Origin of the sequence: Nocardioides furvisabuli (assembly GCF_021083185.1) — a bacterium.
In the GTDB taxonomy this organism is placed as follows: domain Bacteria; phylum Actinomycetota; class Actinomycetes; order Propionibacteriales; family Nocardioidaceae; genus Nocardioides; species Nocardioides furvisabuli.
Genome location: NZ_JAIGQB010000008.1, coordinates 63,338 through 79,928 on the forward strand (window position 1 = coordinate 63,338; position 16,591 = coordinate 79,928).

Genomic DNA, 16,591 nt, shown 5'->3' on the forward strand with positions numbered 1-16,591 from the left:
CCACCGGGGAGAATGGCCCTCATGGCACGACGCACGAAGCAGGAGCCCCTCCCGGACGACTTCGAGGAGCACGTCCTCGACACCGACATCCGCGACGAGATGCAGACGTCGTTCCTGGAGTACGCCTACTCCGTCATCTACTCCCGGGCGCTGCCCGACGCGCGTGACGGTCTCAAGCCGGTGCAGCGCCGCATCCTCTACACGATGGACGAGATGTCGCTGCGGCCCGACCGGGGCCACGTGAAGAGCGCACGCGTCGTCGGCGAGGTCATGGGCCGGCTGCACCCGCACGGCGACGGCGCGATCTACGACGCCCTGGTCCGGATGGCGCAGCCGTGGTCGATGCGGCTGCCCACCGTCGACGGTCACGGCAACTTCGGCTCGCCCGACGACTCCCCCGCCGCGATGCGCTACACCGAGTGCCGGATGGCGCCCGCCGCGGTCGCGATGACGGCCTCCATCGACGAGGACACCGTCGACTTCAAGCCCAACTACGACTCCCGCGAGACCGAGCCCGTCGTGCTGCCCGCTGCGATCCCGCACCTGCTGGTCAACGGCGCCGCGGGCATCGCGGTGGGCATGGCGACCAACATCGCCCCGCACAACCTGGTCGAGGTCGTGCAGGCGCTCAAGCACCTGATCACCCATCCCAAGGCCCAGCTCGACGACCTGATGCGCTTCGTCCCGGGTCCCGACCTGCCCACCGGCGGCAAGATCGTGGGGCTCGAGGGGATCCGCGACGCCTACGAGTCGGGCCGAGGCACCTTCAAGATGCGCGCCACGGCCCGGATCGAGTCGGTCACCGCGCGCCGCAAGGGCATCGTGGTCACCGAGCTGCCCTACGGTGTCGGCACCGAGCGCGTGATGGAGCAGATCAAGAAGCTCGTCCTGGCCAAGAAGCTGCAGGGCATCGCCGACATCAAGGACCTCAGCGACCGCGAGCACGGCCTGCGCCTGGTCATCGAGGTCAAGAACGGCTTCGTCCCCGAGGCGATCCTCGAGCAGCTCTACCGCCAGACCGCGCTCGAGGACTCCTTCGGCATCAACGCCGTCGCGCTCGTCGACGGCCAGCCGCGCACGCTGGGCCTGAAGGAGATGCTCGAGGTCTTCCTCGCCCACCGCTTCGAGGTCGTACGCCGCCGCTCGACGTTCCGTCGCAAGAAGGCAGCCGACCGGCTGCACCTCGTCGACGGCCTGCTCATCGCCATCCTCGACATCGACGAGGTCATCCAGGTCATCCGCGGCTCGGACAACGCGGCCGCGGCCAAGGAGCGGCTCATCGAGATCTTCGAGCTCTCCGACGTCCAGGCCGACTACATCCTCGACATGCCGCTGCGCCGGTTGACGAAGTTCAGCAAGCTGGAGCTGGAGAAGGAGAAGTCCGAGCTCGAGCGCACGATCGAGCACCTCGATGCGATCCTCGCCGACGAGAAGCTGCTGCGGAAGGTCGTCTCCGACGAGCTCACCGACGTCGCCAAGGAGCACGGCACGCCGCGACGTACGGTCCTGCTGGCCTCGGCCGGCAACACCGTCACCGCCACCACGCCTGTCGAGGTGGCCGACGACCCGTGCTTCGCGCTGCTGTCGTCCAGCGGCCTGCTCGCTCGTACGACGTCCGGCGCCGCGCCCGGTCAGGGCGAGGGCCGTGCCAGCCACGACGTCGTGACCAGCGCCGTACGCACCACCGCCCGCGGCGAGGTCGGGGTGCTCACCAACCGCGGCCGGCTGCTGCGGGTCGGCGTGCTCGACATGCCCGAGCTGCCCGACTCGGCCAACGACCCCAACCTGCAGGGGGGCTACCCCCTCAGCGAGCTGCTCCCCCTCGCCACCGGGGAGCGCGCCCTCGCACTGACCTCGCTGTCCGCCGATGGCCCCGGTCTCGCGCTCGGCACCCGCGACGGCATCGTCAAGCGGGTGAACCCCGAGGTGCTCAACCGCGACGAGTGGGAGGTCATCGGCCTCAAGGAAGGTGACGAGGTCGTCGGCGCCGTCGAGCTCGTCACCGGCGAGGAGGAGCTGTGCTTCATCTCCTCCGACGCCCAGCTCCTCCACTTCCCCGCATCCGGCGTGCGCCCGCAGGGCCGCTCGGGCGGCGGCATGGCCGGCATCAAGCTCGGCGCGGGCCAGCACGTCGCCTTCTTCGGCGCGTTCGACCCCACCGATGCCGTCGTCGTCACCGCGTCCGGATCGTCGACCGCACTGCCCGGCACCGAGGCCGGCGCCGTCAAGGTGACGCCGTTCACGGAGTACCCGGGCAAGGGCCGCGCCACGGGCGGCGTGCGCAGCCACCGCTTCCTCAAGGGCGAGGACACCCTCGTCACCGCGTGGGCCGGACCGGGCCCCGCCCGCGCCGCCGCGTCCAGTGGGGCACCGGTCGACCTGCCCGAGGCCAACGGCCGCCGCGACGGGTCCGGCGTACCCGCCCCCCAGCCGATCGCGACGGTCGCGTCCCCGGTCGCGCTGCAGGTCGCTGCCCAGGTCGGCGATTCCCCGACCACCGCTGTGGAAGGCTGAGCACCATGTCAGTCCAAGTCCGCGCCCGCACCGCCGGACGCCTCGCCGCCACGGCCACCTCCGCGCTCCTCGCCCTGCCCCTGCTCGTCGCCTGCTCAGGCGACGAGGGCGGCGCCGAGGCCGACGGCAAGACGCCCGAGGAGGTCCTGGCGGAGGCCTCGACGCTGCTGTCCGAGACCAGCGGTGTCGACCTGACCCTGTCCACGGACGCGCTGCCGCAGGGCGTCTCCGGCATCACGCGCGCGGTCGGCACGGTGACCGACGCACCGGCCTTCGAGGGCTCGATCACCGTCGTCTTCGCGGGCCAGACCGTCGACGTGCCGGTCATCGCCGTCGACGACACCGTCTACGCCCAGCTGCCGTTCACGCCCGGCTACGACAAGGTCGACCCCAAGGAGTACGGCGCACCCGACCCGTCCGGTCTCGTCGGCGAGGACGGGTTCGCCGGCCTGCTCGGCCTGACCGAGTCGCCCGAGGAGGGCGAGAGCGTGAGGGGCGGCGCCGACAACTCCGAGGTCCTCACCACCTACACCGGCACGGTGCCGGGCGAGGCGATGGAGGCCATCATCCCGTCGTCGTCCGGGGAGTCCTTCGACGTCGAGTGGCAGGTCACCGACGAGGGCGAGCTCCGCACGGCGACCCTCACCGGGGTGTTCTACCCCCGCGCCGAGGAGATGACCTACACCGTCGAGTTCGCTGACTACGGCACCGAGCAGGAGATCGCCGCGCCGTGAGCGTGGGTGAGCAGGCGCAGGTCACCCGCACCTCGCGGCTGCTCCTCGCGATGGCGGCGGTCGCCGTCGCCTTCGCGGCCGCCGACACCTACGTCGTGGTGCTGGCGCTGCCGGACATGATGACGGGTGTCGGGGTGCCCATCGACCAGCTCCAGCGGGCGGCACCGATCGTCAGCGGCTTCCTGCTCGGCTACGTCGCGATGCTGCCGCTCATCGGCCGGATCGCGGACCTGCGCGGACGGGTGCCGGTGCTGGTCATGGCGCTCGTGCTCTTCGCCCTCGGCAGCCTGGTCACGACCCTGGCCTACGACATGCCCAGCATCGTCGCCGGCCGCTTCCTCCAGGGTGTCGGCGGCGGCGGCCTGGTGCCGGCGACGCTGGCCCTGGTCGCCGACCTCTACCCCGCCGAGCGCCGCGGCGTCCCGCTCGGGATCGTCTCGGCCGTGCAGGAGATCGGGTCCGTGCTGGGCCCGCTCTTCGGCGCGGCCGTCCTCGCCTTCGCCGACTGGCGTGCCATCTTCGCCATCAACCTCGCCGTCGGGCTCGTCCTCGCCGCCGCGATCCGGGCGCTGGCCCCTCCCTCACCCTCGCTGGTCGAGGCGCCGGCGCAGCGGGCCTCGAGGGGGCGCGTCGACCTCGTCGGCCCGCTCCTCCTCCTCGCCACCATGGCGGGCGGGGCCGTCGTCTTCCTGCGGCCCGCGTCGCTGATGCGCGACCTCACGTGGGGCCGGCTGTTCATCCCGTTCGCCGGCGACGGGCGGTGGCTCACGCCGCTCGGCGCGGCCACTGTCATGGCACTGGTGCTGCTCGTGGCGTGGTGCTGGTTCGCTGCGCGGCCGGCGTTCGACCTGCGCGGCTGGGTGCGGGTGCTCGTCGAGGCCGACCTCGTGGGCGCCGTGCTCCTCGCCGCCGCCCTGGGCGGGGTGATCCTCGCGTTCGTGACCGCCGACCCCAAGATCGAGGTGTTCTCCCCGCGCGGTCGGTGGTACCTCCTAGGAGCCGCGGTCGCGACGGCCGCCTTCCTCTGGCACGTACGCCGTGCCGCGAACCCGCTCGTGCCCCGCGGGGCGCTGCGGCGCACGCCGGCGTGGGGTGCGCTGCTGGTCAGCTTCTTCGTCGGCGCCGCGCTGATCGCCGCGCTCATCGACATCCCGCTCTTCGCCCGCACCACCGTCTACCCCGACGACCAGCTGCCCGCCGCGCTCGTGCTCGTCCGGTTCCTGCTCGCACTGCCGGTCGGTGCCGTCGTGGGCGGCTACCTCATCCGCACGGTGTCCCCCGCGATCGTCACCGCGGGCGGGATGTTGATGGCAGCGGCCGGCTTCGTGCTCATGACTCGCTGGGGCCTGACCACCATCGAGGAGCCGATCGCCAACGTCGCGCTCATCACCGGTGGCCTCGGCTTCGGGCTCGCGCTCGCACCGGTCAACGCCGCGCTCCTCGCCCACACCGACGACGACGTGCACGGCGTCGCCAGCGCCTTCGTGGTGGTGGCGCGGATGGTCGGCATGCTGGTGGGCATCTCCGCGCTCACCACGATCGGCCTGCGCCGCTACTACGCCGAGCAGGGCGAGGTGCCGCCGGTCCAGGAGGTCTGCGACGGCAAGAGCAGGTGCGAGGAGTTCTCCGACCTGCTGCGCGTCGCAGGGATCGCCCAGGAGCACGCCGTCTTCTGGGGTGCTGCCGGGTGCGCCGTCGCCGCCGCGGTGATCGCGCTCGTCGTCTTCCGCGGCGTGCGCCCCGACCGGGTCAGCACCCGCGAGGCGCTCACGGGGCACTGAGGTCGGTCCGGAGGGCGAGCACCCGACGAAACCGCCCCCGGCTCCGATAATGTCGGCTGCGTGGACGACTTCACCGACCTGATCCAGGCCAACCGCACGTTCGCCGACACCTTCGACCTCGGTGGCTTCGACGGCAAGGCGCACGCCGGCATCGCGCTCGTGACGTGCATGGACTCACGCATCGACCCGCTCCGGATGCTCGGGCTCAAGCACGGAGACGCCAAGATCTTCCGCAACCCCGGTGGCCGCGTCACGCCGCAGGCGCTCGAGGCCCTGGTGCTCGGGGTGCACCTGCTCAACGTGCAGCGGATCCTCGTGGTGCCGCACACCCGGTGCGCCATGGCGTCGGCGTCCGAGGCCGAGCTGCGGGTGCGCGTCGGCGAGTCCGCCGGCGTCGACGCCAGCTGGCAGTCCTTCGGCGTGGTCACCGACCAGCTCGGGCAGCTGCGCGAGGACGTGGAGAAGGTGCGCACCCACCCGCTCATCAGTGGGCGCGCCGCCGTCGGCGGCTTCCTCTACGACGTCGACACCGGTCTGCTGGCCCAGCACGCCTGAGCGCCTCGGGAGCGGTGTCCCGGCCACCTCCGGACCGCGAGGGATGTGGCCCGGTCACCGGCCACCCGGGCAGGGAGCCGTCGTGCGCCGCCTACCTGAGGGTCTGCTTCCCACCGTGCAGCAGGGTCACGAGCTGGGCGACCTTGCCGTCGGTGGCGGAGTCGCGGGCGAAGGACGTCAGGTTCATCACCGGCGCGAACTTCTGTCGGGTGACGGCCTTGGCGTAGGTGAACTCACGCAGGCCGTCGGGGCCGTGGATCCGGCCGAAGCCCGACTGCCCGACCCCGCCGAACGGCAGGCCCGGCACGGCCGCGAAGGCGATCACGGAGTTCACCGAGGTCATCCCCGAACGGACGCGGTGGGCGATCGAGACGCCGTTGCTCTTGGAGAAGACCGCCCCGGCCAGGCCGTACTGCGTGGCGTTCGTGAGTCGTACGGCCTCGTCCATGTTCTTCACCGGGTTGATCGCCAGCGTCGGACCGAAGGTCTCCTCGGTGATCTCCGTGGAGTCCTCCGGCACGTGGGTGAGGATCGTGGGCTGCACGAAGCGCTCCCCCACCGCCTCCGGTCCGCCCAGGACGACCCGCGCGCCCTTCGCGACCGCGTCCTCGAGGTGGCTCCTGATCACGGCCAGCTGCGACGGCATGGTGATCGGGCCGATCTTCGCCCCGCTGTCGGATCCGGCGCGTAGTCCGTCGGCCTGCGCGAGGATCTCGGCCAGGAAGGCGTCGAAGACCTTCTCGTGGACGTAGACCCGTTCGGTGCCGATGCAGGTCTGGCCGGCGTTGGCCATGCCTCCCCACAGCGCCGCCTCGGCGGCCTTGGGCAGGTCGGCGTCCTCGTCGACGATGAGCGAGTCCTTGCCGCCGGCCTCGATGACGACCGGGGTGAGGTTCTCCGCGCAGGCCGCCATCACCTTCTTGCCCGTGCGGCCGGAGCCGGTGAAGGCGAGCTTGTCGATCCGCGCGCGGCACAGCGCGTTGCCGGTGTCGCCGAGCCCGGTCACCACCTGGAGCACGTCGCGACCGTGCACCACCTCGCGGAAGCTGTCGGCGAGCCACTGGCCGACGCCGGGGGTGAACTCGCTGGGCTTGAACACCACCGAGTTCCCCGCCGCGAGGGCGTACGCGATCGAGCCCATCGGCGTGAAGACCGGGTAGTTCCACGGCCCGATCACGCCGATGACGCCGAGCGGGTGGTAGGCGACGGTGGCGGCCTGGTTGGCCATCAGCAGGCCCGAGGAGACCTTGCGCGCCCCCAGCACCTTCTTGGCGTTCTTCGCCGCCCACGCGATGTGGTCGATCGCGAGCACGATCTCGAGCTGGGCGTCGCCGTGGGGCTTGCCGGTCTCGCGGTGCACGAGGTCGGCCAGCTGCGCGATGCGCCGGGTGATCACGCTGCGCCAGGTCAGCAGGTGGTCGGCCCGCTCGTCGAAGGTGAGGTTGCCCCACCAGTCGACGGCGTCGCGGGCGCGGGCCACCGCCGCATCGACCTCGTCGCGCCCCATCACCGGGTGCGTGCCGACGAGGTCGCCGGTGGCGGGGTCGAGGGAGTCGAACGTCTCGGACGCGGTGGAGGCGGGGGCGGACGGCTCGAGCGTGGTGCTCATCGTGACTCCTTGATGAGATCGGCGCACTTCTCGCCGATCATGATGGTGGGGGCGTTGGTGTTGCCGCGCGGGACGCGGGGCATGACCGAGGCGTCGGCAACCCGCAGGCCCTCGACTCCGTGGACCCGCAGCTGCGGGTCGACGACGCTGCCCTCGACCGTGCCCATCGCGCACGTCGCGACGGGGTGGTAGAGCGTCTGGCCGAGCCGTCCGATGCCCTCGATGATGTCGTCGTCGCTCGGGTCGGTCGAGGCGGGGATCCACGGCTCGTCGACGTAGGTCGCGATGGGGCCCTGACGCAGGATCTCCAACGCGGTGCGGAAGCCGCCGATCATGGCCTCGAGGTCGGCACGGTCGTCGAAGTAGCCCGGGTCGATCTCGGGGTGCCAGGTCGGGTCAGCCGAGCGCAGCCGCACGTGGCCCGAGCTCTGCACGTTGACCAGCGTCACGGCGGTGGTCAGCGCACGGCGTACGGGCTCGTGCATGCCGTTGTCGTAGAACCCGGTCGGCGCGACGTGCAGCTGGATGTCCGGCAGGTCCAGGTCGTCCCTCGAGGTGTAGAACGCGCCCGCCTCGCCGACGTTGGAGCTCAACGGGCCCTTGCCGGTCGCCTTCCACTTCAGCAGGTTGCCGACGCCGAGCATCTCGGCGATGTCCGTGGTGTCCTTGGTGTAGCTCAGGATTCCCGCAGCCGGGTGGTCCTGGAGCTTCTGTCCGACTCCGGACGACTCGACCGCGACGTCGATGCCCAGGTCGCGCAGGTGCGCGCCGGGGCCGATGCCGGACAGCATCAGCAGCTGCGGACTGTTGATCGCGCCGCCGCTGAGCACGACCTCGGCCTCGACCCGGACGACGTGGTCCTCGCCCCCACGGGTGTACGCCACGCCGACGGCCCGGTTGCCCTCGAGCAGGATCCGGGTCACGAAGGCCTCGGTGCGGACCGTGAGGTTGGGACGCTTGTCCGCCGGGTGGATGTAGGCGTCGGCGACCGACCAGCGACGACCCTTCCTGCACGTCACCTGGTAGAGGCCGACACCCTCCTGCTCGGCGCCGTTGAAGTCGTCGTTGCGCTTGAGCCCGGCTGCGACACCGGCCTCGACGAACGCCGTGCTCAGCTCGTGGTCGTAGGTGCGGTCCTCGACGTGGAGCGGACCGTCGGTGCCGTGGTAGCGGCCGCCGAGGCGGGTGTTGCCCTCGGCCTTCACGAAGTAGGGCAGCACGTCCTCGAAGCCCCAGCCCGTCGCGCCGTACGCGTCGCGCCACTCGTCGTAGTCGGCGTGGTTGCCACGGATGTAGATCATCGCGTTCATCGAGGAGCAGCCGCCGAGGGCCTTCATGCGCGGCCAGTAGGCCCGGCGACCGTCGAGGTGCTTCTGGGGCGTGGTCTCGTAGTTCCAGTCCCACTTGGTCTTGAACAGCATCGAGAACGCGAGCGGGATGTGGATGTTGTCGTCGTCGTCGGCCGGCCCCGCCTCCAGCAGCAGCACCCGGACGTCCGGGTCCTCGGTCAGCCGGGCGGCGACGACACCGCCGGCGCTGCCCGATCCGATGACGACGTAGTCGAACTTCTCGTCGGGCATGTGCTCCCTCTCGACCTGCTGTGACGCGGGCCACAAACCTACTGAGAGGTAGTTCGCGACACAACCGTTGTCAGCGTCGGGGCGCGTCAAACGTGCGTGGTCGCAAGGCGGAGGAGGCAGCGCGATCTTGGAGCGAAGCGATCGCGCAACGACGACAACGCAGCGAACGCGTGCGTTTCATGCGTCCTATGCGTCGAGGGTCTCGACGTCGACCTCATAGGCACCCTGCACGATGAACTCCTTGCGCGGTGCCACGTCGGAGCCCATCAGCAGCTCGAAGACACGGGTGGCCTCGTCGACGTCGTCGATGGTGAGCTTGCGCAAGGTGCGGTGACGCGGGTCCATCGTGGTCTCGGCCAGCTGGTCGGCGTCCATCTCGCCGAGGCCCTTGTAGCGCTGGACCGGGTCCTTCCAGCGCACGTTCTTCCTCTTCAGCTCGGCGAGGCGGCGCTGCAGCTCGTCGTCGGAGTAGGTGTAGATGTACTTGTCCATCCCCTTCTTGGGGTTGGACAGCTCGATGCGGTGCAGCGGTGGCACGGCGGAGTAGAGCCGGCCGTCGCGCACGAGCTCGGGCATGTACTTGAAGAACAGCGTGGCCAGCAGGCACCGGATGTGGGAGCCGTCGGAGTCGGCGTCGGCCATGAGGATGATCCGGCCGTAGCGGGCCGCCTCGAGGTCGAACGTCCGCCCGGAGCCGGCACCGACGACCTGGATGATCGAGGCGCACTCGGCGTTCTTGAGCATGTCGCCGACCGAGGCCTTCTGGACGTTGAGGATCTTCCCGCGGATCGGCAGCAGCGCCTGGAACTCGCTGCTGCGCGCCGCCTTGGCGGTGCCCATGGCGGAGTCGCCCTCGACGATGAAGAGCTCGGTGCGCTCGGTGTCGCTGCTGCGGCAGTCGAAGAGCTTCGCCGGCAGCGCGGAGGACTCGAGTGCGTTCTTGCGGCGCTGGTTCTCCTTGTGCTGGCGAGCCGCCAGGCGGGTCTTGGAGGCTCCGGCGACCTTCTCCATCAGGAGCTTGGCCTGCGCCTTCTCGGCGCGCTTGGTCGAGGTGAGGAACGCCTTGAGCTCCCCCGCCACGACCTTGCGCACGACGCCGCGCGCCGCGGGCGTGCCGAGGATCTCCTTGGTCTGGCCCTCGAACTGCGGCTCGGCCAGGCGGACGGTGACGACGGCGGTGAGGCCCTCGAGGACGTCGTCCTTGATCACGTCGGCGTCGGCGGCCTTGAGCACCTTGGCCGCGCGCATCGAGTCGTTGAAGGTCTTGGTCAGCGCGCTCTCGAAGCCGCTGACGTGCGTGCCGCCCTTGGGCGTGGCGATCACGTTGACGAACGAGCGGACCTCGGTGTCGTAGGCGGCGTCCCAGCGCACGGCGACGTCGACGGTGAGCTCGCGCTCGACCTCCTGGGGCGTCATGTGGCCCTTGTCGTCCAGCAGCGGCACCGTCTCGGTGAAGGTGTCGGTGCCCTGCAGGCGCAGGATGTCGGTGACCGGCTCGCCGTGGGAGAGGAACTCCACGAACTCGGCGATGCCGCCGTCGTGGCGGAACTTCTCCTCCACCATCTCCTCGGTGCGCTGGTCACGGATCACCAGCTCGAGGCCCGGCACGATGTACGACGTCTGGCGCGCGCGGCCGATCAGGCCCTCCATCTCGAAGCGCGCGTCCTTGGTGAAGATCTGGCGGTCCGGCCAGAACCGGATGCGGGTGCCGGTCCTCCCCTTGGCCACCCGCCTGCCCTTGCGGGTCAGGCCCGACTGCGGGGTGAAGGCCGCTGCCGGCCCGTCGCCGTCGAAGACCCCTGGTACGCCGCGCTGGAAGGAGAGGCCCTGCTGCGAGGGCGAACGGTCGACGTCGATGTCCATCCGCTCCGACAGCGCGTTGACGACCGAGAGGCCGACGCCGTGCAGTCCGCCCGTCGCGACGTAGGAGCCGCCGCCGAACTTGCCGCCCGCGTGCAGCTTGGTCGCCACCACCTCCACGCCCGAGAGCCCGGTCTTGGGCTCCTTGTCGGTCGGGATGCCGCGCCCGTCGTCGTACACCTCGACCGAGCCGTCGTCGTGCATCGTCACCTCGACGCGGTGCGCGACGCCGGCCAGCGCCTCGTCGACCCCGTTGTCGATGATCTCCCACAGGCAGTGCATCAGGCCGCGGGTGTCGGTCGAGCCGATGTACATGCCCGGCCGCTTGCGCACGGCGTCGAGGCCCTCGAGGACCAAGAGGTGTGCTGCGTTGTAGGTGTTGTCTGCCGGTGCTGCCACGGACGTCCTGTCGTGCGGTGCGGGAGGTGCTGCGAACACGCCGAGACTACCCGCGACACGCCGTGGCCCGGCGGAGGCACGCCTGCCCCGGCGCGGGCTCCGGCAGGGCTAGCGTGGGCGGCGCCACCAGGTTTCACTTCGGCAACGGCTCGTCCACGGATGGGGACAACGCCCACGGCGGAGGGTGTGACGTGATTGACTGAAAGCCGTTCTCGATCTACACCGCCGGCGGGAATCTTTGTCCCACTGGCTACGTTGGGCCAGACACCGATGAACAAGAAATGAGGCTGACGTGACCACTGCCACCGCACCCACCCAGGCCGTCCTGACGGCCGGTGACCGCTGCGACCGCTGCGGCGCCCAGGCCTACCTCCGCGTGGAGCTCCAGTCCGGAGGTGAGCTGCTCTTCTGCGCCCACCACGCCCGGGAGCACGGCGAGAAGCTCCGCGAGGTCGCCGCCGCCGTGCACGACGAGACGCACAAGCTCGGCACGCCGGTCGTGAACCCGGAGGCCTGACCCGCACCCGACCACACCCCGACTTCCCGAACGGCCCCGGACTCAGCTCTCCGGGGCCGTTCTGCGTCCCGCGACAGGTCTGGAAGGCTGCGCACGTGAGCACCACCGAGATCCTCCTCGCCCTCGTCATCGCCGTCGGCGTCGTGGGCGTGATCGTCCCCGTCCTGCCCGGCACCGTCCTCGTGCTGGGGGCGGTCCTCGTGTGGGCCCTCGACATCGGTACGCCGACCGCATGGGCGGTCTTCGCCGTGAGTGCCACGTTCCTCGTCGCGGGTGCGGTGGTGAAGTACCTTGTGCCCGGTCGGCAGCTCAAGGCCTCCGGTGTGCCCACCCAGACCCTCCTCGCCGGAGCGCTGCTGGGCTTCGTCGGCTTCTTCGTCATCCCGGTCGTCGGGCTCTTCGTCGGCTTCGTGCTCGGCATCTACCTCGCCGAGCGCACCCGGGTGGGCGGCGAGGCCGCCTGGCCCTCCACCAAGCACGCGCTCCGGGCCGTCGGCGTGTCGATCCTGATCGAGCTCGCGGCCGCCGCCCTGGCGGCCGCGACGTGGGTCGTCGGCGTGATCGTCACCTGACGGCACTGCTGCTCGCCGCGCACCCGGCCTCGCCCTGGCCGCCGCGGGCTGGCCGCGGTCAGGCTCCGAGGCCGGACTCGATCGGCAGGCTCCAGCGTCGGCGCTCCGGGGACCAGTCGACGACCCGGGTGGACCCGTCGGTCGGATCAGCCATCTTGACCGACACCCGCACCGCCGAGGGGCGCTGGAGGCACTCGCGGTCGATCCGCACCCGCACGGAGTTCCTGATGCCCCAGTTGTACGTGGCCTCGTAGTCGCACTCGACGCGCTCGGCGGTGCCGCGCCACCCGGCAGCGGTGGTGAGGACGTAGTCCGTGCCGTCGTTCAGCCCGCTGCTGAGGACGTACTCCGCCCCCCTCTCGCCACGGTCGGTGTCGATGAAGACCGACAACCCCGCGGCGCTCGAGCGGGTCAGATCCTGGAAGCGGACCTTGACCACCACGTTGGCCGCGCCGTGCTTCGCGCGCACCGCACGGATGTCGGTGAGCGATCTGTTCGCGTCAGCCGGGTCGGAGGTGCTGTAGTACTCCGCCTGCGCCGGCGCAGCCACCAGGCTCGCGAGGACGACGGCGCAGACAGCGGTCAGGGCGGTCCGAGATCTCATGACCCCACTGTGGCACCACCCCCCTGCGCGCTCCACCCACCTGAGGGGGTGGATCGGCTCCCAGTGGCACGATGGCGCCATGACGGGCGCGCGCATCCGGGGCGTACGCCGCCGCGGGGCGATGCTCGCCGCCGGACTGGCCGCAGTGCTCGCCTCCGCCGCGTGCACGCCCCAGGACGCGCCGGCCGACCCGTCACCGGCCTCGGCGCCCTCCGCGACGGGCTCAGCGCGGCCGTCTCCCCCGGCACCGCCGCCCGAGCCCGTACGACGCCCGGTGCGGATCGCGGTCGCGGGAGACATCCACTTCGAGGGCGTCCTCGCCGACCGGCTGCAGGACCCGGCGACGGCGCTGGCCCCTGCCGCAGCCGCACTGCGCGCGGCCGACGTCGCTGTCGTGAACCTGGAGACGTCGGTGGGCACGGGCGGTCAGCCCGAGGCGGGCAAGCGTTTCACGTTCTCTGCCGGGCGAGCGGCGTTCGACGCGCTCGCCGCTGCCGGGGTCGACGTCGCGAGCATGGCCAACAACCACGCGCTCGACTTCGGTCGGGCCCGGCTGCCCAGCACCCTGCGCGCGGGGAAGGACGCCGCCCCCGCCCTCACCGTGGTCGGGATCGGCCGCACCGCGCGTCAGGCCTTCAGCCCGGCGCTGGTCGACGTGCGTGGCACGGTCGTGGCGACCCTCGCCGCCTCCGCCGCCGACCAGGACCCGTCCGCCGACCCCACCAGGCAGTGGGCGGCCACCGACCAGCGTGCGGGTGTCGCGACCGCCCTCGACCCGAGCCGGCTGCTCGCGACGGTGCGCCGCACCGACCGTCGTGCCGACGTCGTGGTGGTCTACCTCCACTGGGGCGTGCAGGGGCAGCGGTGCCCCAGCGCCGACCAGCGGAGCCTCGCGACCCGGCTCGTGCGCGCGGGCGCCGACATCGTGGTCGGCAGCCACGCCCACGTGGTCCAGGGCGACGGCCGCCTCGGGCGGGGCTACGTCGCCTACGGGCTCGGCAACTTCGCCTGGTACTCCCCCGGCACCGCGGCGACCGCCCGCACCGGGGTGCTCACCCTCGCCGTCCGACCGCCTCGCGAGCGGTCCGGGCGCGCACGGGTCGTGCGCTCGTCGTGGTGGCCGGCGCGAATCGGCGAGGACGGACTGCCGTCACGGGTCCGGGGCGACGACACCGACGCCTTCACGGCCGAACGCCGCTCGCTGCGCTCCTGCGCCGGTCTGGCCGGCTGACCCGGCCCTACTTCGGCGCCAGCCACTCCAGCACGAGTCGCCCCACCCGCCCGAGCTGGTCGGGGGACACGACCTCGGGGACGTCTCCTGCCGAGTGGTAGCCGGCGTAGGGCGTCGAGCCGAGCCGTGCGGCCGGCAGGCCGTCGCGGACGAAGGACCAGTGGTCGCTGCTGCGCTCCTCCGGGTCGGCGACCACCGGGACGCCGGCACGACCGGCCGCGACGAGCAGGCTGCGCTGCACCGGGTCGGACGCGGTGGCGGAGCCGATCGGCACCCGGTCCCCGACACCCACCCGGTCGAGGGAGACCATCGCCCGCAGCGCCCTGCGCTCCCGCGGCCCCATCAGGGCGACGTAGCGCCGCGAGCCGTAGTGGTGGTCGGCGTCGCCCGGCCCGCGCGGCTCCTCGGCCCCGAAGGCGACGAGCACGACCGGCAGGCGCGTACGCCGCTGCGCGACCGCCTCCGCGACCGCGAGCAGCACGCCGACGCCCGAGGCGTTGTCCTCCGCGCCCGGGGCCTGCGGGACGGTGTCGAGGTGGGCGCCCACGACGAGGTGCGGGTCGCCGGGCTCGAGCCCGGGCGGTGTCGCGACGACGTTGACCGACGTGCCGGCCGGCACCGCGACGCCCCACGACTCCCCGGCGGGCACGTCCACGCGCTGGCGTACGACGTCGTAGCCCAGCCGCCCCAGCCGGCGGGACACCCAGCCGGCGGCCTGCCGGTAGGCGGGGCCCGTGGCCTCGCGGGGGCCGACCACCCCGGCCAGGTGTCGTACGGCCGCGACGGCGATGGTCCGGTCGAGGTCACCGGCCCGCACCGGGTCCAGGACCGCCACCTCCGGCTCGGCCGGCTCGGGCTCCAGGGCCGTCGAGTCGCACGGGGGCGCCGTCGTGGGGTCGTCGCTCGCCTGCGACGACGTGGGGGCGGGAGGGCGTACGTCGCCGTCCGAGCACCCCGAAATGGCGAACAGCGCCGCCGTGAGGGCGACGCTGCTCGCGAGGCGGTGCACGTCCGCTCGCACCTGGAGCCTGGTCAGTCCAGGTAGTCGCGCAGGACCTGCGACCGGCTGGGGTGCCGCAGCTTCGACATGGTCTTCGACTCGATCTGACGGATGCGCTCGCGCGTCACGCCGTAGACCTTGCCGATCTCGTCGAGGGTCTTGGGCTGGCCGTCGGTGAGGCCGAAGCGCATCGACACCACGCCGGCCTCACGCTCGGACAGGGTGTCCAGCACCGCGTGGAGCTGCTCCTGGAGCAGGGTGAACGACACGGCGTCGGCCGGGACGATCGCCTCGGAGTCCTCGATGAGGTCACCGAACTCCGAGTCGCCGTCCTCGCCGAGCGGCGTGTGGAGCGAGATGGGCTCGCGGCCGTACTTCTGGACCTCGATGACCTTCTCGGGGGTCATGTCGAGCTCCTTGGCGAGCTCTTCGGGCGTGGGCTCGCGGCCCAGGTCCTGCAGCATCTGCCGCTGGACGCGGGCGAGCTTGTTGATGACCTCGACCATGTGGACCGGGATGCGGATCGTGCGCGCCTGGTCGGCCATCGCGCGGGTGATGGCCTGACGGATCCACCACGTCGCGTAGGTCGAGAACTTGTAGCCCTTGGTGTAGTCGAACTTCTCGACCGCACGGATCAGGCCGAGGTTGCCTTCCTGGATCAGGTCGAGGAAGAGCATGCCGCGACCGGTGTAGCGCTTGGCCAGCGAGACGACCAGACGCAGGTTGGCCTCGAGGAGGTGGTTCTTCGCGCGGCGACCGTCCTCGGCGATCCACTCGTACTCCTCGAGCATCTTGGGGCTGATGCGGCCACCCTTGCCGAGCTTCTCCTCGGAGAAGAGGCCGGCCTCGATGCGCTTGGCGAGCTCGACCTCCATCTCGGCGTTGAGGAGGGGGACCTTGCCGATCTGCTTGAGGTAGTCCTTGACCGGGTCGGCGGTGGCGCCCGCCACCATGACCTGCTGCTCGGGCTCGTCGGTCTCGTCGGCCGCGGAGACGGTGAAGGCCTGCTTCTCGTCCTCCTTGATCGACGGGTCCTTGGCGACGTCCTTCTCGAACACCTCGTCGGGGATGTCGGGAAGGATCTTCTTGCCGTCGGCCCCGAGCACGGGGGTCTCGACCGCGCCGAGATCGACGACCTCGTCGGTGGCGGCGGCCTTCTTGGCGGGTGCCTTCTTGGCGGCGGCCTTCCTCGCGGGGGCCTTCTTCGCCGGCGCCTCGGCGGCGGGCGCAGCCGCGGCCTCGGTCGCAGCGGCCCTGGCCGGTGTCGCCTTCGCGGCAGCCTTCCTGGCCGGGGCCTTCTTCGCCGCGGCGGTGCTGGCCGAGCGCTTGCTCGTCGCAGCGACCGCACGAAGACTCGCGGCGTCGACCTGGACCGAGATCCCCAGGCCGCTCAGGTGCACGAGGAGTGCCTTCAGGTGGCGGGGCTCGACACCGGCCTCGTCACTGGCGCGACGTACGTCCTCGGGGGACACGGTGCCGGTGGGGGTCCCGCCGGCGACCAGGGCGGTGATGGAGGGGTGCGTGAGCACCTCCGCGGGGAGCAACTTGCGTGCGTGTGAAGACACGAACACCTCTCGTCGGACAGCTTCGGGGCGCGGCGAGGCCCGGTGACGTCAAGAGCCGCACCGTCATTCT

General features: G+C 71.6%; 13 protein-coding genes. 7 read left to right on the forward strand and 6 right to left on the reverse strand.

The annotated features are described in order from the left end of the window. The first annotated feature begins 21 nt into the window (after positions 1 to 21). Genes K4G59_RS15310 through K4G59_RS15325 form a run of 4 tightly spaced genes read left to right on the forward strand, consistent with a single transcriptional unit; the run spans position 22 to position 5,584 of the window. Positions 22 to 2,514, forward strand: a complete 2,493-nt coding sequence (locus tag K4G59_RS15310; protein WP_231251933.1) for a DNA gyrase/topoisomerase IV subunit A — start codon at positions 22 to 24, stop codon at positions 2,512 to 2,514. Between the two features lie 5 nt (positions 2,515 to 2,519). Then, entirely contained in the window at positions 2,520 to 3,248 is a 729-nt protein-coding gene (locus K4G59_RS15315; protein ID WP_231251934.1) for an LppX_LprAFG lipoprotein, read from the forward strand. Continuing rightward, positions 3,245 to 5,029 (forward strand): MFS transporter, encoded by a 1,785-nt coding sequence (locus K4G59_RS15320; protein WP_308189407.1) that lies wholly within the window; start codon positions 3,245 to 3,247, stop codon positions 5,027 to 5,029. Before K4G59_RS15315 ends, K4G59_RS15320 begins: the two co-directional genes overlap by 4 nt. Before the next feature lie 60 nt (positions 5,030 to 5,089). Then, complete coding sequence (locus K4G59_RS15325) at positions 5,090 to 5,584, forward strand: beta-class carbonic anhydrase (RefSeq protein WP_231251935.1); 495 nt, start codon at positions 5,090 to 5,092, stop codon at positions 5,582 to 5,584. 91 nt (positions 5,585 to 5,675) lie between these two features. Here K4G59_RS15325 and K4G59_RS15330 read toward each other — a convergent pair whose 3' ends face one another. The 3 genes from K4G59_RS15330 to K4G59_RS15340 form a co-directional block, all read right to left on the reverse strand. Continuing rightward, positions 5,676 to 7,193, reverse strand: coding sequence for an aldehyde dehydrogenase family protein (locus tag K4G59_RS15330; RefSeq protein ID WP_231251936.1), 1,518 nt, complete (start codon positions 7,191 to 7,193; stop codon positions 5,676 to 5,678). Further along, positions 7,190 to 8,773: a GMC family oxidoreductase gene (locus tag K4G59_RS15335; protein WP_231251937.1), complete on the reverse strand. Its 1,584-nt coding sequence runs from the start codon at positions 8,771 to 8,773 to the stop codon at positions 7,190 to 7,192. Before K4G59_RS15335 ends, K4G59_RS15330 begins: the two co-directional genes overlap by 4 nt. 186 nt (positions 8,774 to 8,959) lie before the next feature. Then, the gene (locus K4G59_RS15340; RefSeq protein ID WP_231251938.1) at positions 8,960 to 11,032 is read right to left on the reverse strand and encodes a DNA gyrase/topoisomerase IV subunit B; all 2,073 of its coding nucleotides are present in this window, start codon (positions 11,030 to 11,032) and stop codon (positions 8,960 to 8,962) included. Positions 11,033 to 11,324: 292 nt separating this feature from the next. On the opposite strand from K4G59_RS15340, the gene K4G59_RS15345 reads away from it, so the two are divergent. Beyond that, a complete protein-coding gene (locus K4G59_RS15345; RefSeq protein ID WP_231251939.1) occupies positions 11,325 to 11,549 on the forward strand; it encodes a DUF7455 domain-containing protein in 225 nt (74 codons plus the stop codon). A gap of 95 nt (positions 11,550 to 11,644) precedes the next feature. Continuing rightward, positions 11,645 to 12,121 carry a DUF456 domain-containing protein gene (locus K4G59_RS15350; RefSeq protein WP_231251940.1) on the forward strand — a complete coding sequence of 159 codons (477 nt, stop codon included), beginning with the start codon at positions 11,645 to 11,647 and terminating at the stop codon, positions 12,119 to 12,121. 58 nt (positions 12,122 to 12,179) lie between these two features. Here K4G59_RS15350 and K4G59_RS15355 read toward each other — a convergent pair whose 3' ends face one another. Further along, complete coding sequence (locus K4G59_RS15355; protein WP_231251941.1) at positions 12,180 to 12,725, reverse strand: hypothetical protein; 546 nt, start codon at positions 12,723 to 12,725, stop codon at positions 12,180 to 12,182. Between the two features lie 79 nt (positions 12,726 to 12,804). On the opposite strand from K4G59_RS15355, the gene K4G59_RS15360 reads away from it, so the two are divergent. Next, entirely contained in the window at positions 12,805 to 13,956 is a 1,152-nt protein-coding gene (locus tag K4G59_RS15360; protein WP_231251942.1) for a CapA family protein, read from the forward strand. Between the two features lie 7 nt (positions 13,957 to 13,963). On the opposite strand, the gene K4G59_RS15365 is transcribed toward K4G59_RS15360, so the two are convergent. Next, a complete protein-coding gene (locus K4G59_RS15365; RefSeq protein WP_231251943.1) occupies positions 13,964 to 14,977 on the reverse strand; it encodes a M28 family metallopeptidase in 1,014 nt (337 codons plus the stop codon). Positions 14,978 to 14,988: 11 nt separating this feature from the next. Next, positions 14,989 to 16,527, reverse strand: coding sequence for an RNA polymerase sigma factor (locus K4G59_RS15370; RefSeq protein WP_231251944.1), 1,539 nt, complete (start codon positions 16,525 to 16,527; stop codon positions 14,989 to 14,991). Positions 16,528 to 16,591: the final 64 nt, after the last annotated feature.